Here is a 24260-nt window from a genome sequence, read left to right as displayed (position 1 = left end):
CTACCGCCGCGCCAGGCCGCCGTCGAGACCCGTACCTCCGGCCGCCCCGGCCGCCGTCGGGACCCGTACCTCCCGCCGCCCGTCCTCCCGCGAGACATACCGATTCGGCTGAGACATACCTCTTCGCGGCCTGTCTCAGCCGAATCGGTATGTCTCAGCGACGGCCGGGGTGCGACGGGCGGGGTGCGGCGGGCGGGTGCGGCGGGGTGCCGCGGGACGCCAGCGGCCGCGCGTCAGCCGATCAGGCTCGGTTGCAGGTCGCGCAGGGTGCGGTGATGCGTCATGCGCACCACACCGACGGCCGTGAGCACGAGCGCGATCGCGAGCCAGACGACGAGGAAGAGTGCGTCCCCGTGCACGAACGACACGTTGCCTCCATACATCGTCTGTCGTATTCCGTCCACGGCATATGACATCGGCAGCCAGTGGTGCAGCCACGCGAGCGGCGCCGGCAGAGTCTGCCAGGGGAACGTTCCCCCAGCGGTCACGAGCTGCAACACCATCAGGACCAGCCCGAGGAACTGGCCTACGCTGCCGAGCCACACGTTGAGCGCCAGGATGATCGCCGCGAACGTCACCGAGGCGAGCGCCATGAGACCGAACGTCGTCCACGGGTTCGTCACATTGAAATGCAGGCCGGCGAAGACGACGACGTAGAGGCCGACCATTTGCACCACGCCGAGCACCGCCGGCGTGAGCCAGCCGGCGAGCGTGATGCGCAGCGGAGAGCGCAGTGCCGTGATCGCGCGGCGTGACACCGGCTTCACGATGAGGAACAGCGCGTAGATGCCGATCCAGGCCGCCAGCGCGATGAAGAACGGGGCGAGGCCGGCGCCGTACGTCCCGGCGTTCGTGACCTTGGAGTTGTCGAGCTTCACCGGGTCGGCGATCGTCTTCGCCTGGGCGGCACGCTGCTTCGCGGTCGTCGCCGGAATCTGCTTCACGCCGTCGTCGAGGCCCGACTTGAGCTGGGAGGTGCCGTTCGCGAGCGTCTGGAGTCCGTCATCCAGCGCCGCGGCTCCGCTGGCCGCCTGGGATGCCCCGTCGGCGAGCGTGGACGCCCCCGACGCCGCCTGCTGGATGCCGCTCGTCAGCGCGGGCGCGGATGCCGCGAGTTGCTTCGCTCCCGCCGCCACCTGCTGCGAGCCGCTCGCGAGCTGATCGATCTGCCCGACTGCGCTCTGAACCTGCGTGTTGCCGTCGGTCACCTTGGTGCCGAGCGTGTCGAGCCGGGCGATCACCTGATCGATCTGGTCTTGCGGGATGCCCTGCTGCTGCAGGTAGCCGATGATGTCTGCACGAACGGTGGGGACGGCATCCGCCGCCGTCTGCGACACGGTGCCGACCTGATCGGCGTACCCGGAGATGGTGGCGTCGCCATCCGCCACCTGCTGAGCCCCGTCGGCGAGCTGGGTAGCCTGCGCGGGCAGCGACGCCGTCTGCGAGGCGAGCGTGTTCAGCCCGTCGCGCAGCGTCGCGGACCCGGAGGCGAGTTGCGAGGTGCCGTCGGCAAGTGAGGCCGCTCCGGTCTGCGCGCTCTGCGCACCGTCGGCGAGGCGGCCTGCGGCATCCGCGGCGGTGGAGAGGCTCGAGCGGATGTCCGACAGCGCCAGCAAGAATCGGCTCGCCGCCTCTCGGTTCACCTCTTGCACGATGGATGCCTTGATCGTCTGCGCGGCCTGCTTGCCGATCGTGGAGGCGAGATAGCTGTTCGCGTCGCTCGTGGTCAGGGTGACCACGGCGCGCTGCGGAGACGTCGTGGCTGCGCTCACCAAGCTCTGCGAGAAGTCCGCCGGCAATGTGATGGCGAAGTCGAACTCCTGGTCGTCGAGCCCGCGCTGCGCGTGCTTCGCCGAGACGATCTGCCAGCCGAACGAGCTGTCCTTCACGAGCGTGCGCGCGACCTCGTCGCCGTAGTTGACGGTCTTGCCGTCGATGGTCGTGCCGTTGTCTGCCACGACGATCGCGGCCGGCACCTGGTCGAGCTTGCCGTACGGGTCGCGGTTGGCCCACAGATAGAGCGCGCCGTAGAGGATCGGCACGCACATCAGGGCGACCAGCGCGATCGTCGCCATGCGACTGGAAGTGAGGCGGCGGAGCTCCGCCGCGATCATCGGGAGGACTTTCATTCGTCGCTCGATTCGTCGTGGCGGTTCTCGTCACGGTCCGTGTCGGTGGCGGCCGGGTCGATCGCGACCGGCCGGGTGATGGTGTCGGGGAGGTCGGTGAAGACATCCGGTTCCAGGAGCGGAGCGTCGGAGTCGTCGCGGCCGGGGTCGTCGTCGGGTTCGGGATCGGGTGTGGCCCACGGCGTCTCGAGCCGGGCGACCAACGAGCTGGCGGCGATGGCGGCGGCGGACGCGTCCCCGGCGATCACGAGCACGGCGTAGCCGCGGGAGGCGACCTCGAGCGCCAGGTGCCACCACGTGTTGGGGTCACCGCCGTGCCGGTCGGGCGAGGTGAGCACGATTCCGTGCACGCCCTCGCGCAGGAGCGCGAGCTCCACGAGCAGGCGAAGGCGCACGCGCGGCGCGACCTGGCCGATGGCATCCTTGGCGTGCGCGCGCAGCCCGAGCGAGTCGAGCCTGCGCGACACCGCGACCGGTCCGGACGGCAGACCGGCGAACATGAGCTCCTCCGCGGTGACACCGGCCACGGTCACGTTCGGTGCAGGATCGCTCACCTCGGGGGCGTCGATCAGGGCGATCTGGCGCCGGATCGCGGCCGCGTCGGGCACGCCGTCGATGGTGATCGTGCCGGTGGCCGGTTTCATGCGTCCGGCTGCGAGCAGGCCGAGCACGGTGGGCCGCTGCTCCGTCTCCGCGCGAGCGAGCACCGCCTCGCCCGTGCCGTACGTGAGCGAGACCGCGCCGATCGCGGGCTGCTTCGACACGTCGGTCAGCGTGATCCTCATGCGTTCTCCCGAGTGATGTCACGGACGGCGTCTTCGGCGGGGGCGCCCGGGGGAGTGCTGCCGATGGTCGCTCCGCGTGTCGTGCGCCCCGTCGAGTCGTCGGGTGCGTCGGCGGCTCCGGATGCCGGCACTCCGCCTCGTGCGGGCTGGAAGGCGAGTTCGGGCGCGTGCGACACCACGTCGTCGGCATCGAGCCAGCCGAGGCCGGCCATGCTCAGTGCCGTCAGCATGACGAGCCGATGGCCGGCGCGGGCGGAGAGCCCGTCATGCGTCGCCTCGGTGAGCACGTCGATCGCGGAACGCTCGATGAGACGGGCAAGCACGTCGGGCCGGATGTCGCGGCGCAGTTGCCCCGCCTTCACGCCGCGGCGTACGGTGTCGCGCAGCTTGGCGCGCGCCGGTTCGAGCGAGTGCGACACCATGTCGATGTGCGGGCCGCGTAGCGCGAACTCGGCGGTGACGCGGGCGTGCTGCACCTCACGCCAGAGGGTGGCGCCGTAGAGCGCGATCTCGATGCGGGCATCCTGATGCGAGATCGGCAGAATGGATGCCGCCATGCGCGCCGCCCCACGCGTGAGCACCTCGCGCACGAGGTCATCGCGCGTGGCGAAGTGTCCGTAGACCGCCCGCCGGCTGAGACCCGCCTCGGCCGCGATCGACTCGAGCGACGCGTCGACGTCGTCGTTCAGCAGCCGCACCGCCGCCTCGAGCAGCGCGGCACGGTTCTCCGCGGCATCGCGCCGAGGCGCGCGGGCGCGTGGTAGGTCGGTGGTCATGACTCCAGTGTACAAACTTGCACAGTAACGTGCACATTATGAGGACGACGTCGCGGCGAACGATGAGCTCGCCCGTCGCTAGCCGCGCCGCGCTTCGCTTCGCCACGCCTCGCCACGGTCGCTGAGACATACCGATTCGGCTGAAACATGCGGTTTCGCGGTATGTCTCGGCCGAATCGGTATGTTTCAGCGCGACGGGCGGGATCAGGGAGCCAGCTGCCGACGCGCGATGGCCACCAGGTCGGCGGCGGCGGGATGCAGGGCCGCGGCATCCGTCCACACCGCATGCAGCGTGCGCACCAGGTCGAGACCGGCGATCGGCACGGCGACGAGCTCGCCGCTGCGCACTGCAGGGGCCACGGCCAACTCGCTGATCACCGCCGGACCGGCGCCGCTTGCGACCGCGATGCGCACGGCCGCGTTGCTGGAGAGCTCGATCGCGGGCGCGTCGCGGTCGTACCCGGACAATGCCTCGTCGAGCGTCGTGCGCGTACCGGAGCCGGGCTCGCGAACGACGAGGGATGTCGACGCGAGCTCCGATGGTCCGAGCGGACGCTTGCGCCTGGCCCACGGATGCGACGGTGCGACCACCACGATCAGTCTGTCGTGTGCGACCGACATGCGCCGCAGGCGGGATGGCACACGCGGCGACTCGACGAATCCGACGTCAGCGCGCCCCGAGCCGACCAGGTCGAATACTTCGCGTGAGTTGTGGACGAGCAGCCCCACGTCGAGGTCGGGGCGCTCACGGCGCAGCCGGGTGAGCCAGACCGGGATCAGGTGCTCGGCCACCGTCAAGCTCGCGGCCACCGTGAGGTGCGAGTTCTGGTCGCGGCGCAGAGCCTCGACCGCTGTCCGCAGCTCGGCGGCGGCATCCAGCACCGCGCTCGCCCAGTCGACGACGACATCGCCGTCGGAGGTGAGCGTCGAACCACGCGGGGAGCGTTCGAGCACACGGATGCCGAGGTTCTTCTCCCAGGTCGCGATGGCACGGGATGCGTTGGGTTGCGCCATTCCGATCGCGCGCGCGCCTGCGCTCAGGCTCCCGTGCTCGGAGATCGCGACGAGGAGTTCGAGAACTGAGAGGTCGGGCCAGCGCTCGCCACGTGTTCCGCCGAGGTCATTCGCTGCCATATCACAATGATATGCCGTCATGCGAAACCGGTGTCTACCGCGGGCGTGGCGCTGCGACGACGGTGGAAGGGTGAGCAGAACCGCACCGATCACCGTGATCTCGTCCGACGCCGCGGGGGCCCCTCGGCACAGTCCGCTGTCGGAGTCCGCCGCGGAGACGCCAGCCGGTCCGCGAGCCGACTCGCGAGCCGGGGCGGCGCCCGTGCCGGCACCGGTATCCGGTGCGGCTCGTGGCGTGGCTGCCCGTGCGTGGCTGCATTCCGCGCCCCGCTCGTTGTGGCACGGAACGCTCCGGGCGGCACCCGGCCTCGCACTGTGCGCGGTGGCGGTCGCGATCGCGTTGGTCGTGGCATCCATCGTTCCGGTGTTGAGCGCCACCCTGGTCGCGATCGTGCTCGGCGTTCTCGTGCGCAACACGATGCCGGTGCCCAGCGTGCTCGAGGCGGGGCTTTCGTTCGCCGCGAAGAAGCTGCTGCGGCTGGGCATCATCCTGCTCGGGCTGCAGCTGGTGGTGGGTGACGTGATCGGGCTCGGGTGGGGCGTCATCCTGCTGGCGGTCGCCGTTGTCGGGGTCGGGTTCAGCGGCACGCTGCTCGTCGGAAAGTGGCTCGGCGTGCCCTACACGCAGCGCGTGCTCATCGCCGGCGGGTCCTCGATCTGCGGGGCTGCCGCCGTGGCCGCCGTGGACGGCGTGATCCAGACCGACAAGGACGAAGGGGTCGTCACCGCGGTCGCGCTCGTGACGGTGTTCGGCTCGGTGATGCTGTTCGTGGTCCCGTTCGGATCGGCGCTTCTCGGCCTGACCAACCACCAGGCAGGGCTGTGGGCGGGCGCGTCGACGCACGAGGTCGCGCAGGTGGTGGCGCTCGGCGGCATCCTGGGCGGCGGCGCGCTCGCTGTCGCAGTCATCGTCAAGCTCGCTCGGGTGCTGTTGCTCGCGCCCATGATGGCGGTCATCGGCGTCGTGCACCGCCGCCGCGCCGGTGTGGATGCCTCCGGCAAGCGGCCGCCGATCGTCCCGCTCTTCGTGCTCCTCTTCGTCGTCATGGTCGCGCTGCGGTCGCTCGGCGTCGTGCCGGCCGGCGTGCTCGAGGTGGCGAAGCCGGTGCAGGGCGCTCTTCTCGCGGCGGCGATGTTCGCGCTGGGGGCGGGAGTGGACATCCGCAAGCTGATCAAGGTCGGCGGGCGACCGCTGTTGCTCGCGTTCGCCGCGACGGTGATCGTCGCGGTCGTGGGCGTCGTCGGGGTGCTGCTGCTCGGGTAGGGTCGGGGGCCCGGGCCGCCGCGCACTGCTCTCTTCCTCCTTTCTCCTCTTCTTCTTCTTCTTCCTCTTGGGCGCGGGGACGGCGGCGCCGCGGCGGGGACGCCCGGGGACCGGGGGCGTCGGGGCGAGGGGGCGCGGGGACCGGGGCGCCGGGTGTGCCGGGATTACCCCGGGACGGCGCGTCCGGGCAGGGGAAGCGCGCGCCCGGGCACGGGAACGGGGCGAACTCTGTGCGGGCATCCGGCGCACGTACCGCAGGTCTCCAGGTTGCGCCGTGCCGCCTGGCTAGCATGGCCATATGACCGCCGACGACCCGGCTGCGCAGCCGGAAGACCAGCCCGTGATCCGCCTCGCCGCCGAGCGCGATGTGGTCGTCGAGTTGCTGGATGCCGGCGGCGAGCCCGCGGTGCTGCGCCTGGTGGTGGCGAGGCATCCGCGGTCCGCCCTCGCTTGGGCGAAGCTCGCCGAGGCGGTCTTCGACCGGGATGCCCCGCTCGAGTCGTACGCCTACGCCCACGTCGGTTACCGGCGCGGCACCGAGGCACTGGCAGACGCCATCGACGTGGAGACGGCTGCCGGCGGCATCCCGTCGGCTCCCTGGTCGCACGAACCGAACCGCGGGTACCTGCGGTCGATCTACGCCCTAGCACGTGCAGCGGATGCCCTGGGCGAGGCAGACGAGGCCGCTCGCTTCATGGAGATCCTGAAGCGGCTCGATCCGACGGCGGCCACCGAGATCGAGGCGGCTCGCACGGCGCCGATCCCGGTGCAGAACCCTGCGCCGCCGACCGAGTCGATCGTGATTCGTGGCGAGGACTAACGCGGCCGATCCATTCGAGGCTGGCGCTCGCTCCGGTTAAAGTCGCAAATCTTGGACGCCCGCCGTCGCGTAAGCCGCAATTTTCGCGACTTCAGTGGAAGCTCTCTTCGTGAGGTGAGCGGAAGCATTTTCGCGACGTGAACCGAAGCTCTTCTGCGACTCGAACCGAAGCTGACCCTGCGACTTGAACAGCGTGGCTGCGTTCGAAAGTAGGCGGCAGAGGCTCCGCGATCCGACGAGGAGTTCGACCGCCTGAACCAGCACCGATGGCCCCAGTTCGGGGGTGCAATGCGGCCTGCGGCGTCATGATTCGGCGCGAATGGCATCTCTTCAAGTAGATGCGCAATGAAGCGTCCTCAACCCGAATGAACAGGCGACGCTCTTCGCGTATCGCGCTCAATGACACGACCCGACGTGTCAGGCGCCATCGCTCCGGTGAGCCTGCCGCCTGCGGCAGCGCACGAACCAGGGTGATTCGTCTGGCAAATGTGCCGGGGCTGTACCCGACGGCCCCGGCACTCGAACCTCGGTCTCACCGCGGTTCCGGATGCGCCGCATGGTCACCCCCACCGTGCGGCGCATCCTTCTTTCCGCCGGTCGACTTCATTCCGGCCTCGGCGAAGTCGATGCAGGGAGAGGCCGTGGACCGGCCCGACTGCGGCGCGCCGGGTTGGGCCCACGTCGCGTGAGGGACCCGCGCTCGGCGGAGCCGAGTGTGGGAGAGCGTCGGGGTGGACCGGCGCGCTTGCGCGATGCCCGAGCGTCCTGTGGTCCCGGTAGGCTGGGCACGCTGTTTTCTCGTCAGCGTGACACGCGTGGCGAGGCGGCGGCGTGGACGTCGCCGGACGTGACGGCGCACCGGCCCGACTGCGGCGCGCCGGGCGGGGACCGGCGCGCACAACAAGCACAGGAGCGTGAATGCCCGCATCAGTGATCGTCGGTGCCCAGTGGGGCGACGAGGGTAAAGGCAAGGCCACCGACCTTCTGGGCGGTCGCATCGATTACGTCGTGAAGTTCAACGGCGGCAACAACGCCGGGCACACGGTGGTGGTCGGCGACGAGAAGTACGCGCTGCACCTGCTGCCGTCGGGCATCCTTACCGAGGGCGTCACGCCGGTGATCGGCAATGGCGTGGTGGTCGACCTCGAGGTGCTGTGTGAGGAGCTCGACGGCCTGATCGAGCGCGGTGTGGATGTCTCGCGCCTCGTGATCTCGTCGAACGCCCACATCATCACGCAGTACCACCGCACGATGGACAAGGTGACCGAGCGCTTCCTCGGCAAGCGCCAGATCGGCACGACCGGGCGCGGCATCGGGCCGACGTATGCCGACAAGATCAATCGGGTGGGCATCCGCGTGCAGGATCTGTTCGACGAGGGCATCCTGCGCCAGAAGGTCGAGGGTGCGCTCGAGCAGAAGAATCACCTGCTGCTCAAGGTCTACAACCGGCGTGCCATCGAGGTGGACGAGGTCGTCGACGACCTGCTGTCGTACGCCGAACGCGTGCGGCCCATGGTGGCCGACACGTCGCTGCTGCTGAACCGTGCGCTCGACGAGGGCAAGCAGGTGCTGTTCGAGGCCGGGCAGGCCACGATGCTGGATGTCGACCACGGCACGTATCCGTTCGTCACGTCCTCGTCGTCCACGGCGGGCGGCGCCGCCACGGGGTCGGGCGTCGGACCGAACCGCATCGACCGCGTGATCGCGATCGTCAAGGCGTACACGACGCGGGTGGGCGCGGGTCCGTTCCCGACGGAGCTGCACGACGAGCAGGGCGAGTGGCTGCGGCAGCGCGGCGCGGAGTTCGGCACGACGACGGGTCGCCCGCGTCGCACCGGGTGGTTCGACGCGCCTGTCGCGCGCTACGCGACGCGCATCAACGGCGTGACGGACTTCGTGCTGACCAAGCTCGACACGCTCACCGGCCTGGAGCGCATCCCGGTATGCGTCGCGTACGACGTGGACGGTGTGCGTCACGACGAGGTGCCGTCGTCGCAGTCGGACTTCCATCACGCGGTGCCGATCTACGAGGAGTTCCCGGGCTGGAACGAGGACATCCAGGGCGCTCGTTCGTTCGAGGACCTGCCTGAGAACGCGCAGCAGTATGTGCTGGCGCTCGAGCGGATGTCCGGGGCCCGGTACTCGGCGATCGGCGTCGGCCCGGCGCGCGACGCGATCGTCGTGCGTCACGACCTGCTGGAGGAGTAGGGGCAGAAGTCCCTGCTGCTCCCTGAGCAAGCGCTCTGCTGCTGCCTCCTGGGCAAGCGCCGTGCTGCTCCCTGAGCGAGCGCAGCGAGTCGAAGGGCAGGACTTTCGCGTCAGGCTATTTCGGCTCACACCTCGGATATGTCGATCTGCCCGATGCGTCCTGAATTACGGCACGCGGCCCGACCTCGGCGGCCCGACCTCGTCGGCGCGCCGCAGCAGGTCGGCGCACTCGGCGGCGGAAGGGGCGGTTGACGCAGCGCGCAGAAAGGCGGCTCGGGCGGCATCCCGGTCGCCGCTCTGTTCGAGCAGTTCCCCTCGCACGGCGTGGAAGAGGTGGCTCTCCGTGAGGCCGTCAAGGCCGTCGAGCAGAGCCAGGCCGGCGGCAGGGCCGTGCGCGTGGCCCTCCGCGACGGCCCGAGCGAGGGTCCCGCTCGGTGACGGCGCGACGGCCGCCAACGTGCGATGGAGCTGCGTGATCCGTACCCAATCCGTGTCGGCCGCCTCGGCGGGGCGCGCGTGCTCGAGCGCGATCGCGGCCTGCAGCACGTACGGGCCCACGGGCATCCGCTCGTGGCTGGCGCGGGCGAGTGTGCGGTCGAGCACGCGCTGCGCCTGGGCGATGGCGTCGCGATCCCAGAGCGTGCGGTCCTGCTCGCGCATGGTCACGGCGGCGCCGTCGCGGAACCGTGCCCGGCGCCGTGCCTGCTGGGTCGACATCAACGCCAGCAGCCCGGATGCCTCGAGCTGCTCGGGCGCATCCGCCGGCAACAGGGACAGAACGGTGCGCACCAGTCCGATCGCGTCCATGCAGAGGGCGTCGTGCGCGTCGTCCGGCTCGGGCGACGAGTAGCCCGCGGTGAACAGCAGGTACAGCACTGTGAGCACCCCGCCCATGCGCTCCGGCAGTTCCCTCGTCGTCGGCACTCGGTACGGGATGCCTGCATGCGCGATCTTCGCCCGCGCCCTCACGAGACGCTTCTGCATGGTCGGCTCGCTCGTGAAGAACAGACGACCGATCTCGGCGACCGGCCGGCCGAGCACGGTACGCAGTGTCAACGCGACCCGCGCCTCCATGGTGAGGGCGGGGTGCGCGCACGTGAAGACGAGGCGCAGGCGATCGTCGTCGAATCCTGCCCCGGAGTCCGCGCCGAGCTCCTGGAACGGATCACGAGCTGTCGAGCCGCCGCCCGTCGCCACCGGGCCGGGGTCATCGGCCTCCGCACCGTCGGCGAGACCTGGTTGCTGCGATCCCGCTCCGTTCGGCGGCACGCGCACCGTACGGCCGTTGGACTCGCGCAGACCGAGCTCGATGGCGAGCCGACGGGTGGCGGCATCCTGTGTTCCTGCTCGCCGCAGCAGGTCGATCGCGCGGCGCCGTGCCGTCGTCACCAGCCACCCGGCTGGGTTGGTCGGCACGCCGTCGCGCGACCAGGCGCTGAGGGCGCGCTCGTAGGCATCCTGCAGGGCGTCTTCGGCCAGCTGCCAGTCGCCGACCGACCGGATGACGGCCGCGATGATGCGCGCGTGGTCGGCGGCGACCGTGCTGGTCAGCGCGGCGGCTCCTTCGCGGCGGTCGACGGGGGTCATTTCCCGCTCGGCCGAACTTTTTCAGGCCATTTCAGACCACACGTCAGATATATCGATCTGACCCGATATGGCCTGAAATAGTGCAGAGGGTCGGGGCTCACTCGGCAATAGTGCAGAGGGTCGGGGCCCACCCGGCCGTCCGCTGGTTGCTCGTCGATCGCCTGACGGCGCGGCCGCGGCATCGGCTCGCTCAGAACGGCCACACCGGCCGCACCTCGACGCGACCGAACCGGGCCATCGGGTGCTTCGCCGCGATCTCGATCGCCTCGTCGAGATCGTCCGCCTCGATGAGGTCGTATCCGGCGATCCACTCCCGTGTCTCGGTGAACGGGCCGGCGGCGACGACGCGCTCGCCGCCGCGCACCATGACGGTCGTGGCATCATCGATCGGACGAAGGCGGTTGCCATCGAGGCGCTTGCCGGTCTTCTGTAGCTCACCGACCCACTCTTCGATGTTGTCCTGATCGGCGTCGTAGGGCTCCGCCGTCGGGTCCGTGCAGATGAACAGTACGTACTGCATGATCTCTCCTCGCTCATTCACGGCGTCGGTGCCGCTCACAGTGATGACGCACGAGAGACGGTCATGAGGACAGTACCGCCGGAACCCGTTCATGAGAACGTCGTCACAACGTCGATGGACGCCTGTGCGCGCCGAGCGCTCGCCGGCACCGCGCGGTCCGACGCCAGGGCGACGTCGTGATCCCGGTGAACGGGGTCGATCGGAAGTCACCGACGGTGTACGTCCGGGACGTCACGACGGTCGTGACGCCGCCACGGATGATCAGGCCGCCACGTACCGCGACGACGGCCTGATGATCTTCGAGTCGCGCGCCTGCTCGAGCACGTGTGCACTCCAGCCGACGGTGCGGGCCATGGCAAACGTCGGCGTGAACATCTCGCGGGGTACCCCGCACTGTTCGAGCACGACTGCGGCATAGAACTCGACGTTGGTGTGAAGCTCGCGGCCCGGCTTGTGCTCGGCAAGGAGCCGTTCGGCCGTCTCCTCATACGCCATCGCCAGCTCGACGCGAGGTCCCCCGAAGTCGAGCGCGACCTGTTTGAGCAGCCGCGAGCGGGGGTCCGCGGTGCGGTACACCGCGTGCCCGAAGCCCATCAGCCTGCGCCCCGCGGCGAGCTCACCGCGCACGAACGGCTCGATGCGGTCGATGCTCCCGACGGCATCCAAAGCATCGAGAGCGCGGCTGGGTGCGCCGCCGTGCAGCGGGCCGGAGAGGGCACCGAGTCCGCCGGTGATGCAGGATGCCATGTCTGCGCCCGTCGACGCGATCACCCGGGTCGTGAACGTGGACGCGTTGAGCCCGTGGTCGAGGGTGGCGATGAGGTAGGCGCTGACGGCGTGCACGGCGCGGTCGTCCGGCTCCTTACCGATCACGCGGCGCAGATAGTCGGCGACGGTACCGCGCGGCGAGGGCTCGCGCGCGGCATCCGGAAAGGGCGCGAGCCCGTTCCGTGCGCGATGGAACGCGGCGAGGATGCCCGGAGTCGCCGCCGCGAACGCCAGCGCCTCCTCGACGCGCTCGGCCTCGTCGAGGTCGTAGAGGGCGCGCGATCCGCGAGCCGCGGCCAGCGCCGGCAGCGTCGACTGGAGTCCGCGGATCGGCGAGAGGGCGCCGCTTCGCGCGGCGTCGGCCACGAAGTCGCGGACGGCGGCGGGCGGCGTGCGCAGGGACGCGACTCGATCGCGGAAGCGGGTGGCGGCATCCGCGTCGGGCAGCGATCCGAGCGCGAGCAGGTGCCAGGCGCGCTCGAAGTCGCCCGCGCGCGCCAGCTCGACCGCGTCGTGGCCGCGGTAGTGGTAGCGGCCCTCGGAGCCGAGTACGTCGCCGATGGACGTCTCGGTCACGATGACGCCGGAGAGTCCGCGCGGCGCGACGGTGGGTTCGATCGCAGAAGACATGTCTTCAGAGTGAGTCTTGATCAGCGCTTCGTCAACGTTGATCCAATCAATATGCTGGCACCATGGCCACCGCACTTCCTCGGTTGACCGCGGCGCAGGCGGCGGCCCGGCTGGGCGTGAAACCGCAGACGCTCTACGCCTACGTCTCCCGCGGGCTGCTGAGCCGCGAGCGCGACGTGCACGGTTCCACGTTCGATCCGCTCGAGATCGAGGCGTTCGCCGACGCGCGTCGTGCCGGGGCCGCTCGCCAGGCGGCACCGCCGGCCGCCGGATCCCCGCTCATGGTCCTCGACACCGACGTGGCGCGGATCGAGGACGGCGAGCTGTACTTCCGGGGTCTCCCGGCTGCCGACCTCGTCAGGGATCACTCCTTCGAACAGGTGGCCCGCTGGCTGTGGCGGCGCCTCGGCGACGAGCTCGGGGGCGATGCTGGTGGCGGCGAACCCGATGACATCGCGGCCGGCGATCCGGCCGGATCGCCACGGCCGGACGTCTCGGGTGCACTGTTCGCGCCCGATCTGGATGCCGTCGCCTCCGCCCGCACGGCTCTCGCCGCGTTGCCGTCGTCCGCGCGCACGCTCGACCGTCTCCAGGTCGCGGTGCCCATGCTCGGCGCCGCCGATCCGACCAGGCACGATCTGGGGCCGGATGCGGTGCGCGGCGCGGCCGAACGCCTGATCGCCGGGGTTGTGGCGGCGCTGGCCACGGAGCGGCGCGGTCCCCGTACCGGGATCGCTGCCGCGCTGTGGCAGGCTCTCGCCGGCCGCAGGCCCACCGCCTCCGAGGCCGGTGTGCTCGACGCTGCACTCGTTCTCCTCGCCGACCACGATCTCGCGACCTCGACACTGGCGGCCCGCGTGGCCGCCTCTGCGCGTGCGACGCCGTACGCCGTCGTGTCGAGCGGCCTCGGCGCGCTCGACTCGGCCCTGCACGGGAATGCGAGCGAGGCGGCGTCGGGGCTGATCCGGCTCGTACTCGACGGTGCGGACGCCCGCACCGCCATCGCGCAGACCGTCGCCCGCACCGCGCGTCCGGTCCCGGGATTCGGGCAGCCGTTGTATCCGCGCATCGACGCGCGCGCGGGCATCCTGCTGCCGCTGATCGCACGCGACCTTCCTGGCGGCTCCCGGGTGATCGGTGCTGTGGACTCACTCGCCGCGCAAGTCGAAGAGCGCACGCATCGGCATCCGAACGTCGACCTGGCGCTCGCCGCGCTCACCATCGCGGCCGGGATGCCTTCCGACGCCGGGCCCGCGATTTTCGCCGTCTCGCGCATGGTCGGCTGGATCGCCCATGCCCTCGACGAGTACGAACAGCGCCCGTTGAGGCTTCGCCCACGCGGGCGCTATGTCGGACCCGGTGCCTGACGCGTTGTCGGCGACGACCGTGCTGGTCAGCGTGGCGGCTCCTTCGCGGCGATTGACGCGGGTCATTTCCCGCCCGGCCGAACTATTTCAGGCCATCTTCGACCAGGCGTCAGATATATCGATCTGACCCGATATGGCCTGAAATAGTGCAGAGGGTCGGGGCCCACTCGGCCGTCCGCTGGTCGCTCGTCGATCGCATGACAGAGCGGCCGCGGCATCGGCTCGTTCAGAACGGCCACACCGGCCGCACCTCGACGCGGCCGAACCGTGCCATCGGGTGCTTCGCCGCGACGTCGATGGCCTCGTCGAGGTCGTCCGCCTCGATGAGGTCGTACCCGGCGATCCACTCCCGTGTCTCGGTGAACGGGCCGGCGGCGACGACGCGCTCGCCGCCGCGCACCATGACGGTGGTGGCATCCTCGATCGGGCGCAGCCGGTTGCCGTCGAGGTGCTTGCCGGACGCGTTCAGCTCGTCGACCCATTCCTCGATGTCGTCCTGGTCGGCGTCATAGGGCTCCGCCGACGGGTCCGTGCAGATGAATAGTACGTACGGCATGATCTCTCCTTGCTCGATGGCGGCTTCGGTGCCGCTCATCACGATGACGCACCCGACCGGTCCCGAGGACAGTGCCGTGGGGATCCGCACCGGAATAGTCGTCCGCACCTCGGTGGTCAAGGCCTGCCGACCGGTCGTCGTCGCACGCTAGAACGGCGACATGCCTCGAGTGGGTGAACTGGACGACGAATGCAGAGCCGAAGCGGCTTCGATTGCGGCGCTCGCGCAGGACGGAAACCTGACCATCACGTGCGCGGAGTCGCTGACGAGCGGCGCCATCGCGAGTCGGCTCGGCGCGGCGGACTCGGCGTCCGAGTGGTTCGCAGGCGGCATCGTCGCCTATTCGCCCCGGATGAAGGCCGACGTGCTCGGGGTCGAGCCGGGTCGGGTCGTGACCGCGACCTGCTCCGAGCAGATGGCGCGAGGAGCGATCCGGCTCACGGGCGCGCATCTTGCCGTCGCGGTGACAGGGGAAGGCGGACCGGAACCCGCCGAGGACGCGCCGGTCGGCACCGTCTTCATCGCCGTGCGTTCCCGCTACACGCGTGAGGTGCGCGAATGCCACTTCGACGGCGGCCCGGCCGAGGTCGTCGCCCAGACCGTGCTCGGCGCTCTGCGCATGCTCCGGAACGCCGCCGCCGAGCAGGTGGCGCGGGACGGCCGGGGCTGAATCCGTACCCCGCAGATCAGCGGCGCGCCCGTCGACTGTCCTGTCGGTCGGGCAGCAGTTCGCCCGGCAGACTGATCGCATGACTTCTTCGCTCTGGCTCGGAACGTACACCGCGGACTCCGGAGGCCACGGTCGCGGAATCGCGCGCGTGAGCCTGGCGGACGATGGGACGATCTCGGGCATCCGCAACGCCGTCGCCGTCGACTCGCCGTCGTTCGTTGCGACGCACCCGACGCTGCCCGTCGTGTATGCGGTCGAGGAGTTCGCTCGACGCATCGCGGCCTTCCGCATAACCGATGGAGGGGACTTGGTCCCGCTGGGCGACGCGTTCCCCGCGGGTGAGGCGGTGTGCCACGTGGCGGTGGCGCCTCACGGGCGCTACGCGGTCGCGACCTGCTGGGGTGATGGGCGCGTGCTCGTGTACGCGCTCGATGCGAGGGGCGCCATCGTCGGACGCAGCGAGGCACCGGCATCCGTGGACCCGCACCGCGACATTGCGGAGGAGCCCCGCCAGAGCCGGGCGCACTCGTCGATGTTCCTGCCCGACGGGCGCGTGCTCACGACCGACCTCGGGCACGACACCGTGCGCGTCTGGCGTGCGGAGGGCGCGTCCCTCGTCCCGGTCTCCGAGACGGTGCTCTCGTTCGGCAGCGGCCCGCGCCACATGGCGCTGCACCCGAGCGGGCACGTCTATGTGGTGACCGAGTACTCGATCGAGGTGATCGTGCTCGACCCGCGGTCGCTGGATGTGGCATCCGTGGTCCCGGCCATCGAGCCCCACGAGCGCAACGGCGACGCCGGCGCTCACATCTCCTTCGACGGCGGCTCGCACGTGCACGTCACCGTGCGGGGCGCCAACGTGGTGGGCGTGCTCGACGTTCTGGATGCCGGTGCCCGCCTCACCCCTGCCGCTCACGTCGACTGCGGCGGCAACTGGCCGCGTCACCATCTGCAGCGCGGTGACCGGCTGTACGTGGCGAATCAACTCAGCGAGGACATCGCGGTGTTCTGGCTGCGCGACGGGATGCCCGTGCTCGACACGACCGTTGCCACCGGCTCCCCGACGTGCATCGTGCCCGTCGCCTGACGCTTCGGCACGGCCGACCACGATCGCCGGCCACGAGTTCAGGGCACGGGGATCGCCGACACCGCTTCACCGTCGGCGGGCGCAACGTCATCCTTGCGACGGACCCCCGCGGGCAGAGGATCACCCCGCAGCCCGACGCGCATCCCCCTCGTCTTCACGAGCATGGATGCCATGGTTCTGATTCTCGAGGCGAACGCCCTCACCAAGTCCTACGGTGACACGCACGCGCTGGCCGGCGTCGATCTCACGATCCAGGCCGGCGAGGCCGTCGCGATCATGGGAGCATCGGGGTCGGGCAAGACGACTCTGCTCCATGTGCTGGCGGGCATCCTGGCGCCTGACGGCGGTTCCGTCACCCTGCACGCCACGCAGCCCCCGCTCGTGATCAGCGAGCTCGGCGACGCGGCCCGCTCCCAGCTGCGGCGCGAGGCGTTCGGGTTCGTGTTCCAGCAGGGACTGCTCATCCCGGAGCTCACGGCGGTCGAGAATGTCGCCTTGCCGCTCATGCTGAACGGTGTTCCGCGCGCCGAGGCGGAACAGCGCGCCGCCGCCTGGCTGGGCGCCCTGGGGCTCGGTGGCATGGAACAACGCCGCATCGGACAGCTCTCGGGCGGGCAGGCGCAGCGCGTTGCGGTCGCCCGCGCGCAGGTGATCGAGCCGGCCGTGGTGTTCGCGGACGAGCCGACCGGTGCGCTCGACTCCGCGACCTCATCCGACGTGATGGATGCCCTGCTCGGCACGACCTCCGCGCGCGGCCGCACGCTCGTAGTGGTCACCCACGACGAGGGCATCGCGGCCCGTTGCGGCCGCATCGTCAGGTTGCGCGACGGCAGGGTCGTCGAGACGCGATCGAAGGTGGCCGACATGGAGTACATCGAAGGGGAGACCCGATGAAGCTGCTCAGCGTGGCGCGCCTGCTCGCGCGGCCGGCGGCATCCGGCACCGCCACCATGGTGCTGCCCATCGTGGCATTCGGCGTCTCGACCGCACTGCTGCTGACCACCCTCGCCGGGGCTTTGTCGTTCTTCCGGTGGCACGGCGAGACGGGGTTCCTGTACCAGGTGCTGGCCATCCTGGCGTCGGCGCTGCTGATCGTGCCGCTTGCCTCGCTGGGCGGCTCCGCTGCGCGGCTTTCGGCCCGGCGCCGGGACGACCGCCTCGCCACGCTCCGGCTGCTCGGCGCGACGACGGGTTTCGTCGCGCGTCTTACCGTGCTCGAGTCGATGGTGCTCGCGCTGGTCGGGGCTCTCGGCGGCACCGTGCTGTACCTCGCGCTGACGCCGCTCGTGGGGCTCATTCCGTTCCGAGGAGAACCGATCGGTGCCGCCGCTCTGCTGCTGAACCCGCTGATCGTAGCCGGCGTGATCGTCGGCATCGGCCTGCTCGCCGGCATCAGTGCCGTGGTCGGCCTGCGCGGCGTCATCGTCTCGCCGCTGGGCGTGCGCACCAAGCAGGCGGCGCCGCGCATGCGGTGGATGCGGGTCGTGTTCGGGGCGATCGTGCTCGGCATCGCCGTGTTCAGCGTGTCGCATCCGGGACTGTTCGGAGGCGTGGCGGTCTTCATCGTGATGCTGGTTGTGGCGTTCGTCGCAGCGAACGCCGTGTTGGGACTGGCCGGCCCGTTCGTGATCCGGTTGTTCGCGTCGTCGGCATTGCGCCGGGCATCCACTCCCCAACGGCTGCTCGCCGCGCGCACCACTCTGGAGTCGCCGAAGGCAGCGTGGCGGCAGGTGAGCGGTGTGTCGATGACGAGTTTCGTGGCGGTCTTCGCCGGCAGCGCGCTGGCGACCGCGTCGTCGGTCAGCGCTGGCGAAATGGATGCTCAGTCCCGCGTTCTGCTGACCGACCTGCGCACCGGGGTGTACATCACGCTGGCCATCTCGTTCCTGATGGTGGCGTGCTCGGTCGGGGTGAGCCAGGCATCCGCGATCCTGGATCGCCGTGATCTCTACGTGAGCCTGGACCGGCTCGGGATGCCGGTGACGACCATGAACGCCGCTCGCGTTCGCGCGGTGCTCTCGCCGCTGCGCATCGTGGCGATCGGGTCGGCCGTCTGCGCCGCGGCCCTCGTGCTGCCGCTGGCCGGAATCTCGATGGTTCTCGCGCCCGTCTCGATGCTGACGATCGCGGCGAGCATCGTGGCGGGCATCCTCGTGGTGTGGCTCGCAGCGGCGGCCACCCGCCCCGTGCTGCGGCGCGTGCTGGCCGAGCCGGCGAAGCTCGCGGAGTAGCGGCGACACCCGGTTTCGAAGTCGAATTCCGTCAACGAGGGCCGTCGCTGCGCACTTCTTGACTTCGAAACCGAGTGCAGGCGATCGGGCCGAGAAGCAGGGGATGGGCCCGCGCCGTAACCCCACAACTCGACGGGCTACTCTCGTTGCATGCCCGAGAACGAGCGGTCGGATGAGCGCGTACGAGCCATCGAGACGCTGCACAGCATTCGCGAGAGCATCGACAACATCGATGCTGCGCTCATTCACCTGCTTGCAGAACGCTTCAAATTCACCAAGCAGGTCGGGCTGCTGAAGGCCGAACATGGGCTGCCTGCCGCCGATCCGGAGCGGGAGCGCGACCAGATCCGGCGACTGCGCGCCCTGGCGATCGACAGCCACCTCGACCCCGAGTTCGCGGAGAAGTGGTTCAACTTCGTGGTGGCTGAAGTGATCCACCACCACGTGCGAGCCGGCGCGGCGCCGCACGCGGAGTAGCGACTCTGCGGCACCCCGATCCGAGGAGTCGCTGCGCGGGTGAGCCGCCGATGTTCGGAACGGATCAGGCCATACCGAGCCGGTGCCCGGGAAAAAGGCCGTCGCACACGAAGTCGGCGAGCGCTGCGAGCTCCGACCGGGCCGCCTCGGTGGCGTGATCGGAACTCAGCGCGAGGATTCCGATCCACGCGTGAGCGGCGGCGCGCAAACGGGCGGCCGCGGGTAACACGGGCGAACTCGCCGACAGCACCTTTTCGATGATCGCCTGCAGTCGGGCGCGATGTTCCAGCAACGCAGACAGCACTTCGGGGTGCGTGTGCTGTTCGCGGGAGACGATGATGCCGATCACGTGAGAGGCGCTCTCGAGCTCCCTGATCTTCGCCGTGAGATTCAGTAGGGACCGCGCCGGGTCGCCCGGGATGGTCAACTCCTCGACGTCGACCGGCCCCAGCGTCATCCGTTCCGCCACCAGTGCGCGGAGCAACTCCCGCTTCACCGGGAAGTAATAGAACAGCAGGCCCTTCGGAACGCCCGCCGCGTCCGCGATGGCGGAGGTGGGAGTGGCGTCGAAGCCGCGTTCGGCGAAGAGCCGCTCAGCGGCATCCAGGATGCCGGTGCGCGTTTCGGCTGCGTCTCGGGTTCTGCGCCGGGATGTCATGGTGTCCTCTGCGTGAAGGATCGTGTGGATGAAGGCGGGGTGGCAGGCTCGGCCTGTGCGCCCGAGTCTGCCACCGGTGCGTTTCAGCGCGGAACTAGTCAGTGTTCGCGGCTACGCCGCTCAACTGACTCCATCGGCTCGGCAGAGCGAGTGAACTCGCTCTGCTCTCGCCTTCCCCGCTGCTCTCCCGCCCGCCGTTGCACGGCGCGCGGGGCCCTCACGCTGCGGGGGCCCAGTCGTCAGTGCGAGTGGGCCATGTGATGGGTGGTGCCACCGGGCACCGGCACCAACTCCCAGGCCGCCACGACGATGGCGACACCGCCGCACACCCACGAGAACCAGGCCGCCCCCATGTGAGTCGCGTACATGCCGGCCCACGGTGAGACGAACAGCAGCACGCCGATCACGCCGTGCACCCATTCCATCCATGCCAGGCCCGGCACCGCCAGGTTGATCAATCCAGCGATGATGAGCAGCACGCCGAGCACGACCATGAGCACGATCGAGAGTCCGGCGGGGGCCACCCAGATCGTCGAGAGCGCCACCACGACGCCGGCTGCGACCGTCACCCAGTCCTGCCATCGTGACCACTTCTTCATGGATCACCACCTCCTCGGTGTCGCTCCGAGGGCTGCGGCGTGTTTCGCCTGGACGCCTTCGGGGCACTGTCCACGATAATCTTGATTGACCGCCCGGTCAATAATCTCTCATCATCACACTCGCACCGACGACCCGACGTGCGTGCTGCGCCGCGGTGTGCTCATGTCGTCGGCACCGGGGCGGCTTCAGCGGTCGGGGTCGACCAGAAGCTCCACGTCGACCGCGTCGCCGGCGCCGCGACCGGTGTTCTTGCGCGTCTCGGCGTTGAACGAGACGAGGTAACGCCCGCCCATCACGCCGATCGTGGTCTTGTACGTGTAGCCGCCGTCGATCGTGACGATCACGGGAACTCGCTTGCCGCGCCCGAAGCCGACGACGATGTCCTCGGGTACGACGATGCCGACGTTGTTTCCACCGGTGGATTCGAGAACGGTATGGAACGTGGTCATCATGCCTCCTGGGAAGAGCTGTCACGTCGCGCTGTGCCGATAGTCATCCTGCTCATCCCCAGTGTTTGATCGAGCCGATACGGATGTTGTTGCCGAACGGATCCCTGATGGCGAAGTCCGTTCCGTAAGGCTGCTCCATCGGCTCCTGGGTGATCTCCGCGCCGGCAGCCTCGATCTTCTCGAACGCACCCTGCACGTCGTCGGTGGTGAACGCCAGCCATCCGCCGCCCGCGCCCTTGGTGACGAGGTCGCGAACTTGCGCGGCCGTGGCCTCGTCGTGTGCGGGAGCACCGGGTCGCTCCAACAGGATCTCCTTCTGGTCGCCGGGCACTCGCACCGTGAGCCAGCGCATCGGACCGAAGTCCATGTCGGCACTGACCTCCAGACCGAGTACCTCCGTATAGAACGTCAGGGCCTCGTCCTGATCCAGCACGTAGATCGAGGACAGGTTGTTGCGGGTCAGCATGATCAGCTCCTCTGGGTGGTCCGTAGGTGGTCTGCGGATGGTGCGTCGTCTGGCTACACGTTACGTTCCCTTGGGAGGCGGCGCCTTCTCCAGAAGTGCTCTCTTCGTACCCTGGTCTGATGGGCCGTGAGAACGAACTCGTGAACCTGCGGCTTCTCCGCGCGCGAAACCACATGGATCGTCGGTATGCCGATCCGCTCGACGTGGTGCAGCTCGCGGAACTCGCCTACATGACGCGAGCACACTTCATCCGTGAGTTCAAGCGGGTCTTCGGGGAGACGCCTTACCGCTACCTTCAGCGCCGTCGGGTGGAGCGAGCGATGTTCCTCCTACGGCACCGTGATATGAGCGTGACCGAGGTCTGCATGGCCGTCGGATTCAGCAGCCTCGGCACGTTCAGCCGCACTTTCTCCGAGATCGTCGGCCGTTCTCCGTCGGCGTTCCGCGAAAGGGCCAGACGCGAGCGGCAGATCGCGCCTACCTCCTTCGCGATGCGGTGGGGACGTCCCGCCGGCGACCGCCGCTGATGCGTGCGGTCGCGCGCAGCCCGTGCGGCCGCCGCGGCGCCAGCAACGCGGCCTCTACTCGCCCGGCGTGTAGTACTCCTGTGCGGATGCCTGCCCCACGACGGGACCGAAGTGCTCGGCGAGCGTGGCCTGGTGGGATGCCGTGAGCTCCTCGAGTCCGATGGTGAAGACATCCTGCACCTCGAGTACCGGCTGGGCACCCACCTCGGCATCGGTCACGCCGATGCGGAGCACCGGATAGTCGCGGCCCTCGCACAAGCCGCGGAACTTCACATCGTCCTCGCGCGGGACCGAGACGAGCACGCGGCCGGTGGACTCCGAGAACAGGGCGGTCGCGGCGTCCACCCCGTCGCGCTCCATGATCTCGGTCAGCCACACCCGGGCGCCGACGCCGAAGCGGAGCACGCACTCGGCCAGCGCCTGGGCGAGACCGCCGTCGCTGAGGTCGTGCGCGGAGCCGATGAGACTCTCCATCGACGCAGCCTGGATCAGCTCGGCGAGCCGCTTCTCGGCATCCAGGTCGACCGACGGCGGGCGTCCGCCGAGGTGCCCGTGCACGGTGCCGGCCCAGGCCGATCCGTCGAGTTCTTCGCGCGTGATGCCGAGCAGGTAGATGTTGTCGCCGGCGTCCTGCCAGCCCGACGGGATGCGGCGGGCCACGTCGTCGATCACGCCGAGCACGCCGGCCACCGTCGTCGGGAAGATCGGCGTCGACCCGGTCTGGTTGTAGAACGACACGTTTCCACCGGTGACCGGGATGCCGAGCTCGAGGCAGGCATCCGAGAGTCCTTCGACGGCCTGGCCGAACTGCCACATCACCTCGGGGTTCTCCGGCGAACCGAAGTTGAGGCAGTCGGTCACGGCGGCGGGCACCGCACCGGTGACGGCGACGTTGCGGTACGCCTCGGCGAGGGCGAGGCGCGCGGCCTGCTTCGGGTCGAGCTGTCCGTAGCGGCCGTTCGCGTCGGTGGCGATGGCGAAGCCGAGCCCGCTGCGCTCGTCGACGCGGATCATGCCACCGTCGTCGGGGAAGGAGAGCGCCGTGTTGCCGCCCACGTAGTAGTCGTACTGGTTGGTGATCCAGCTCTTATCGGCCAGGTTCGGCGAGCCGACGAGCGCGAGGAACTGGTCGCGCAGCTGCGCGCGACCATCCTCGGTGGATGCCTCGGGCCGGGTCAGCGTGCGCGCCGAGTCCGCCTGCAGCGCGTCGATCCACGACGGGTATGCCACGGGACGGTCGTACACCGGACCGTCGATCGCGACCGTGCGCGGATCGACGTCGACGATCTTCTCGCCGTGCCAGTCGATGATGAGGCGGCCGGTGTCGGTGACCTCGCCGAGAACGCTGGTCTCCACATCCCACTTGGCCGTGACGGCGAGGAAGTCGTCGAGTTTCTCGGGAGTGACGACCGCCATCATGCGCTCCTGCGACTCCGACATGAGGATCTCCTCCGCCGTGAGCGTCGGATCGCGCAGCAGCACGTTATCGAGCTCGACGTACATACCGCCGTCGCCGTTCGAGGCCAGCTCGCTCGTGGCGCACGAGATGCCTGCGGCGCCGAGATCTTGGATGCCCTCCACGAGCTTCTTCGCAAACAACTCGAGACAGCACTCGATGAGCACCTTCTCGGCGAACGGGTCGCCGACCTGCACGGCCGGCCGCTTCGTCGGACCGCCCGAGGCGAACGTGTCGGACGCGAGAATGGATGCTCCGCCGATGCCGTCCCCGCCCGTGCGCGCCCCGAAGAGCACCACTTTGTTCCCCACGCCGGAGGCATTCGCCAGGTGCAGGTCCTCGTGCCGCAGCACGCCCACCGAGAGCGCGTTGACGAGCGGATTGCCCTGATACACCGGGTCGAAATATGTCTCGCCGCCGATGTTCGGCAGGCCGAGGCAGTTGCCGTAGAACGAGATGCCGCCGACCACGCCGTGCACGACGCGCGCCGTGTCGGGCTCGTCGATCTTGCCGAAGCGCAGCTGATCCATCACGGCGACGGGGCGGGCGCCCATCGAGATGATGTCGCGCACGATGCCGCCGACGCCGGTCGCGGCACCCTGGAACGGCTCGATGTAGCTGGGGTGGTTGTGCGACTCGACCTTGAACGTGACAGCCCAGCCCTCGCCGACGTCCACGACGCCGGCGTTCTCGCCGATGCCCACCATGAGGTTCTTCTTCATCTCGGGCGTGACCTTCTGCCCGAACTGCCGCAGGTACTTCTTGGAGCTTTTGTAGGAGCAGTGCTCGCTCCACATCACGGAGTACATGGCGAGCTCGCCGCTGGTGGGCCGGCGGCCGAGGATCTCGCGGATGCGCGCGTACTCGTCGTCCTTGAGCCCGAGCGCCGCGTAGGGCTGCTCCTTCTCAGGCGTCGCCGCCGCGTTGTCGACCGTGTCGAGCGCGGATGCCGACGCTGAGCCCGGCTTCTCGGCGGATTCGGATGCGGATGCCGTGGCTTCGGTCACGCGGCGGACTCCTTGCGTGGGTGGCGTGCGCGGACGGGGCGCGAGCGGGGCGCAGACGGGGCGCAGAACGTCCTCAGTCTACCGGGGG

General features: G+C 69.6%; 24 protein-coding genes. 10 read left to right on the top strand and 14 right to left on the bottom strand.

Annotation, left to right across the window (positions count from 1 at the left end; translation table 11 throughout):
- Window positions 1-233: 233 nt before the first annotated feature.
- The 4 genes from H623_RS0112285 to H623_RS0112270 all read right to left on the bottom strand — a co-directional run bounded on the left by H623_RS0112285 (window position 234) and on the right by H623_RS0112270 (window position 4824).
- Window positions 234-2129 (bottom strand): YhgE/Pip domain-containing protein, encoded by a 1896-nt coding sequence (locus tag H623_RS0112285; protein WP_022901230.1) that lies wholly within the window; start codon window positions 2127-2129, stop codon window positions 234-236.
- Window positions 2126-2914, bottom strand: coding sequence for a hypothetical protein (locus H623_RS19680; RefSeq protein WP_022901229.1), 789 nt, complete (start codon window positions 2912-2914; stop codon window positions 2126-2128). The genes H623_RS0112285 and H623_RS19680 overlap by 4 nt, the downstream gene beginning before the upstream one ends.
- Window positions 2911-3690, bottom strand: coding sequence for a TetR/AcrR family transcriptional regulator (locus H623_RS19675; protein ID WP_022901228.1), 780 nt, complete (start codon window positions 3688-3690; stop codon window positions 2911-2913). The genes H623_RS19680 and H623_RS19675 overlap by 4 nt, the downstream gene beginning before the upstream one ends.
- A gap of 204 nt (window positions 3691-3894) precedes the next feature.
- Window positions 3895-4824, bottom strand: a complete 930-nt coding sequence (locus tag H623_RS0112270; RefSeq protein WP_022901227.1) for a LysR family transcriptional regulator — start codon at window positions 4822-4824, stop codon at window positions 3895-3897.
- Window positions 4825-4894: 70 nt separating this feature from the next.
- Here H623_RS0112270 and H623_RS0112265 point away from each other — a divergent pair, with 70 nt between their 5' ends.
- The 3 genes from H623_RS0112265 to H623_RS0112255 all read left to right on the top strand — a co-directional run bounded on the left by H623_RS0112265 (window position 4895) and on the right by H623_RS0112255 (window position 9116).
- Window positions 4895-6088, top strand: a complete 1194-nt coding sequence (locus tag H623_RS0112265) for a YeiH family protein (RefSeq protein ID WP_022901226.1) — start codon at window positions 4895-4897, stop codon at window positions 6086-6088.
- A 298-nt stretch (window positions 6089-6386) separates the two neighbouring features.
- Window positions 6387-6908 carry a DUF3151 family protein gene (locus H623_RS0112260; protein ID WP_022901225.1) on the top strand — a complete coding sequence of 174 codons (522 nt, stop codon included), beginning with the start codon at window positions 6387-6389 and terminating at the stop codon, window positions 6906-6908.
- A gap of 918 nt (window positions 6909-7826) precedes the next feature.
- Complete coding sequence (locus H623_RS0112255; RefSeq protein ID WP_022901224.1) at window positions 7827-9116, top strand: adenylosuccinate synthase; 1290 nt, start codon at window positions 7827-7829, stop codon at window positions 9114-9116.
- Between the two features lie 165 nt (window positions 9117-9281).
- Here H623_RS0112255 and H623_RS0112250 read toward each other — a convergent pair whose 3' ends face one another.
- The 3 genes from H623_RS0112250 to H623_RS0112240 form a co-directional block, all read right to left on the bottom strand.
- Window positions 9282-10703, bottom strand: coding sequence for an RNA polymerase sigma factor (locus H623_RS0112250; RefSeq protein ID WP_022901223.1), 1422 nt, complete (start codon window positions 10701-10703; stop codon window positions 9282-9284).
- A gap of 190 nt (window positions 10704-10893) precedes the next feature.
- Window positions 10894-11223, bottom strand: coding sequence for a YciI family protein (locus tag H623_RS0112245; protein WP_026940279.1), 330 nt, complete (start codon window positions 11221-11223; stop codon window positions 10894-10896).
- Between the two features lie 261 nt (window positions 11224-11484).
- Window positions 11485-12621 (bottom strand): citrate synthase, encoded by a 1137-nt coding sequence (locus H623_RS0112240; protein WP_022901221.1) that lies wholly within the window; start codon window positions 12619-12621, stop codon window positions 11485-11487.
- Between the two features lie 62 nt (window positions 12622-12683).
- Here H623_RS0112240 and H623_RS0112235 point away from each other — a divergent pair, with 62 nt between their 5' ends.
- Window positions 12684-13988, top strand: a complete 1305-nt coding sequence (locus H623_RS0112235; RefSeq protein ID WP_022901220.1) for a citrate/2-methylcitrate synthase — start codon at window positions 12684-12686, stop codon at window positions 13986-13988.
- A 226-nt stretch (window positions 13989-14214) separates the two neighbouring features.
- On the opposite strand, the gene H623_RS0112225 is transcribed toward H623_RS0112235, so the two are convergent.
- Window positions 14215-14634, bottom strand: a complete 420-nt coding sequence (locus tag H623_RS0112225) for a YciI family protein (RefSeq protein WP_022901218.1) — start codon at window positions 14632-14634, stop codon at window positions 14215-14217.
- 70 nt (window positions 14635-14704) lie between these two features.
- On the opposite strand from H623_RS0112225, the gene H623_RS0112220 reads away from it, so the two are divergent.
- Together H623_RS0112220 and H623_RS0112215 are read left to right on the top strand one after the other, a co-directional pair.
- On the top strand, window positions 14705-15214 hold the full coding sequence (locus H623_RS0112220; protein ID WP_033371916.1) for a CinA family protein: 510 nt from the start codon (window positions 14705-14707) through the stop codon (window positions 15212-15214).
- Window positions 15215-15293: 79 nt separating this feature from the next.
- The gene (locus H623_RS0112215) at window positions 15294-16301 is read left to right on the top strand and encodes a lactonase family protein (RefSeq protein ID WP_022901216.1); all 1008 of its coding nucleotides are present in this window, start codon (window positions 15294-15296) and stop codon (window positions 16299-16301) included.
- Between the two features lie 38 nt (window positions 16302-16339).
- On the opposite strand, the gene H623_RS22285 is transcribed toward H623_RS0112215, so the two are convergent.
- The gene (locus H623_RS22285; protein ID WP_022901215.1) at window positions 16340-16474 is read right to left on the bottom strand and encodes a hypothetical protein; all 135 of its coding nucleotides are present in this window, start codon (window positions 16472-16474) and stop codon (window positions 16340-16342) included.
- Here H623_RS22285 and H623_RS0112205 point away from each other — a divergent pair.
- The 3 genes from H623_RS0112205 to H623_RS0112195 all read left to right on the top strand — a co-directional run bounded on the left by H623_RS0112205 (window position 16473) and on the right by H623_RS0112195 (window position 19009).
- A complete protein-coding gene (locus H623_RS0112205) occupies window positions 16473-17195 on the top strand; it encodes an ABC transporter ATP-binding protein (RefSeq protein ID WP_022901214.1) in 723 nt (240 codons plus the stop codon). The two genes, H623_RS22285 and H623_RS0112205, sit on opposite strands and share 2 nt — an antisense overlap.
- The gene (locus H623_RS0112200) at window positions 17192-18532 is read left to right on the top strand and encodes an FtsX-like permease family protein (RefSeq protein WP_022901213.1); all 1341 of its coding nucleotides are present in this window, start codon (window positions 17192-17194) and stop codon (window positions 18530-18532) included. Before H623_RS0112205 ends, H623_RS0112200 begins: the two co-directional genes overlap by 4 nt.
- Before the next feature lie 150 nt (window positions 18533-18682).
- The gene (locus H623_RS0112195) at window positions 18683-19009 is read left to right on the top strand and encodes a chorismate mutase (protein ID WP_022901212.1); all 327 of its coding nucleotides are present in this window, start codon (window positions 18683-18685) and stop codon (window positions 19007-19009) included.
- A 64-nt stretch (window positions 19010-19073) separates the two neighbouring features.
- On the opposite strand, the gene H623_RS19670 is transcribed toward H623_RS0112195, so the two are convergent.
- The 4 genes from H623_RS19670 to H623_RS0112175 form a co-directional block, all read right to left on the bottom strand.
- Window positions 19074-19667, bottom strand: coding sequence for a TetR/AcrR family transcriptional regulator (locus H623_RS19670; protein WP_022901211.1), 594 nt, complete (start codon window positions 19665-19667; stop codon window positions 19074-19076).
- A 239-nt stretch (window positions 19668-19906) separates the two neighbouring features.
- Window positions 19907-20266 (bottom strand): SPW repeat protein, encoded by a 360-nt coding sequence (locus tag H623_RS19665; protein WP_022901210.1) that lies wholly within the window; start codon window positions 20264-20266, stop codon window positions 19907-19909.
- A gap of 186 nt (window positions 20267-20452) precedes the next feature.
- A complete protein-coding gene (locus tag H623_RS19660; protein WP_084486018.1) occupies window positions 20453-20716 on the bottom strand; it encodes a DUF1905 domain-containing protein in 264 nt (87 codons plus the stop codon).
- Window positions 20717-20768: 52 nt separating this feature from the next.
- On the bottom strand, window positions 20769-21182 hold the full coding sequence (locus tag H623_RS0112175) for a VOC family protein (protein WP_022901208.1): 414 nt from the start codon (window positions 21180-21182) through the stop codon (window positions 20769-20771).
- A 119-nt stretch (window positions 21183-21301) separates the two neighbouring features.
- On the opposite strand from H623_RS0112175, the gene H623_RS0112170 reads away from it, so the two are divergent.
- Window positions 21302-21709 carry a helix-turn-helix domain-containing protein gene (locus H623_RS0112170; protein ID WP_022901207.1) on the top strand — a complete coding sequence of 136 codons (408 nt, stop codon included), beginning with the start codon at window positions 21302-21304 and terminating at the stop codon, window positions 21707-21709.
- 54 nt (window positions 21710-21763) lie between these two features.
- Here H623_RS0112170 and purL read toward each other — a convergent pair whose 3' ends face one another.
- Window positions 21764-24172 carry a phosphoribosylformylglycinamidine synthase subunit PurL gene (gene purL / locus H623_RS19655; protein ID WP_022901206.1) on the bottom strand — a complete coding sequence of 803 codons (2409 nt, stop codon included), beginning with the start codon at window positions 24170-24172 and terminating at the stop codon, window positions 21764-21766.
- Window positions 24173-24260: the final 88 nt, after the last annotated feature.

Source organism: Humibacter albus DSM 18994 (genome assembly GCF_000421825.1).
Classification (GTDB): Bacteria; Actinomycetota; Actinomycetes; order Actinomycetales; family Microbacteriaceae; genus Humibacter; species Humibacter albus.
Note: the sequence above shows the minus strand (reverse complement) of the source record. Positions and strands in the feature narration are given on the sequence as shown.

What these genes read in the sequence shown, in the direction of transcription:
- H623_RS19675 (WP_022901228.1), bottom strand. Translation starts at nt 3,690, where the DNA reads ATGACCACCGACCTACCACGCGCCCGCGCGCCTCGGCGCGATGCCGCG.
- H623_RS0112220 (WP_033371916.1), top strand. Translation starts at nt 14,705, where the DNA reads ATGCCTCGAGTGGGTGAACTGGACGACGAATGCAGAGCCGAAGCGGCT.
- H623_RS0112250 (WP_022901223.1), bottom strand. Translation starts at nt 10,703, where the DNA reads ATGACCCCCGTCGACCGCCGCGAAGGAGCCGCCGCGCTGACCAGCACG.
- H623_RS0112205 (WP_022901214.1), top strand. Translation starts at nt 16,473, where the DNA reads ATGGTTCTGATTCTCGAGGCGAACGCCCTCACCAAGTCCTACGGTGAC.
- H623_RS0112240 (WP_022901221.1), bottom strand. Translation starts at nt 12,621, where the DNA reads ATGTCTTCTGCGATCGAACCCACCGTCGCGCCGCGCGGACTCTCCGGC.
- H623_RS0112245 (WP_026940279.1), bottom strand. Translation starts at nt 11,223, where the DNA reads ATGCAGTACGTACTGTTCATCTGCACGGACCCGACGGCGGAGCCCTAC.
- H623_RS0112175 (WP_022901208.1), bottom strand. Translation starts at nt 21,182, where the DNA reads ATGCTGACCCGCAACAACCTGTCCTCGATCTACGTGCTGGATCAGGAC.
- H623_RS0112195 (WP_022901212.1), top strand. Translation starts at nt 18,683, where the DNA reads ATGCCCGAGAACGAGCGGTCGGATGAGCGCGTACGAGCCATCGAGACG.
- H623_RS0112255 (WP_022901224.1), top strand. Translation starts at nt 7,827, where the DNA reads ATGCCCGCATCAGTGATCGTCGGTGCCCAGTGGGGCGACGAGGGTAAA.
- H623_RS0112235 (WP_022901220.1), top strand. Translation starts at nt 12,684, where the DNA reads ATGGCCACCGCACTTCCTCGGTTGACCGCGGCGCAGGCGGCGGCCCGG.
- H623_RS0112170 (WP_022901207.1), top strand. Translation starts at nt 21,302, where the DNA reads ATGGGCCGTGAGAACGAACTCGTGAACCTGCGGCTTCTCCGCGCGCGA.
- H623_RS19660 (WP_084486018.1), bottom strand. Translation starts at nt 20,716, where the DNA reads ATGACCACGTTCCATACCGTTCTCGAATCCACCGGTGGAAACAACGTC.
- H623_RS22285 (WP_022901215.1), bottom strand. Translation starts at nt 16,474, where the DNA reads ATGGCATCCATGCTCGTGAAGACGAGGGGGATGCGCGTCGGGCTGCGG.
- H623_RS0112260 (WP_022901225.1), top strand. Translation starts at nt 6,387, where the DNA reads ATGACCGCCGACGACCCGGCTGCGCAGCCGGAAGACCAGCCCGTGATC.
- H623_RS19665 (WP_022901210.1), bottom strand. Translation starts at nt 20,266, where the DNA reads ATGAAGAAGTGGTCACGATGGCAGGACTGGGTGACGGTCGCAGCCGGC.
- H623_RS19670 (WP_022901211.1), bottom strand. Translation starts at nt 19,667, where the DNA reads ATGACATCCCGGCGCAGAACCCGAGACGCAGCCGAAACGCGCACCGGC.
- H623_RS0112200 (WP_022901213.1), top strand. Translation starts at nt 17,192, where the DNA reads ATGAAGCTGCTCAGCGTGGCGCGCCTGCTCGCGCGGCCGGCGGCATCC.
- H623_RS0112270 (WP_022901227.1), bottom strand. Translation starts at nt 4,824, where the DNA reads ATGGCAGCGAATGACCTCGGCGGAACACGTGGCGAGCGCTGGCCCGAC.
- H623_RS19680 (WP_022901229.1), bottom strand. Translation starts at nt 2,914, where the DNA reads ATGAGGATCACGCTGACCGACGTGTCGAAGCAGCCCGCGATCGGCGCG.
- H623_RS0112215 (WP_022901216.1), top strand. Translation starts at nt 15,294, where the DNA reads ATGACTTCTTCGCTCTGGCTCGGAACGTACACCGCGGACTCCGGAGGC.
- H623_RS0112285 (WP_022901230.1), bottom strand. Translation starts at nt 2,129, where the DNA reads ATGAAAGTCCTCCCGATGATCGCGGCGGAGCTCCGCCGCCTCACTTCC.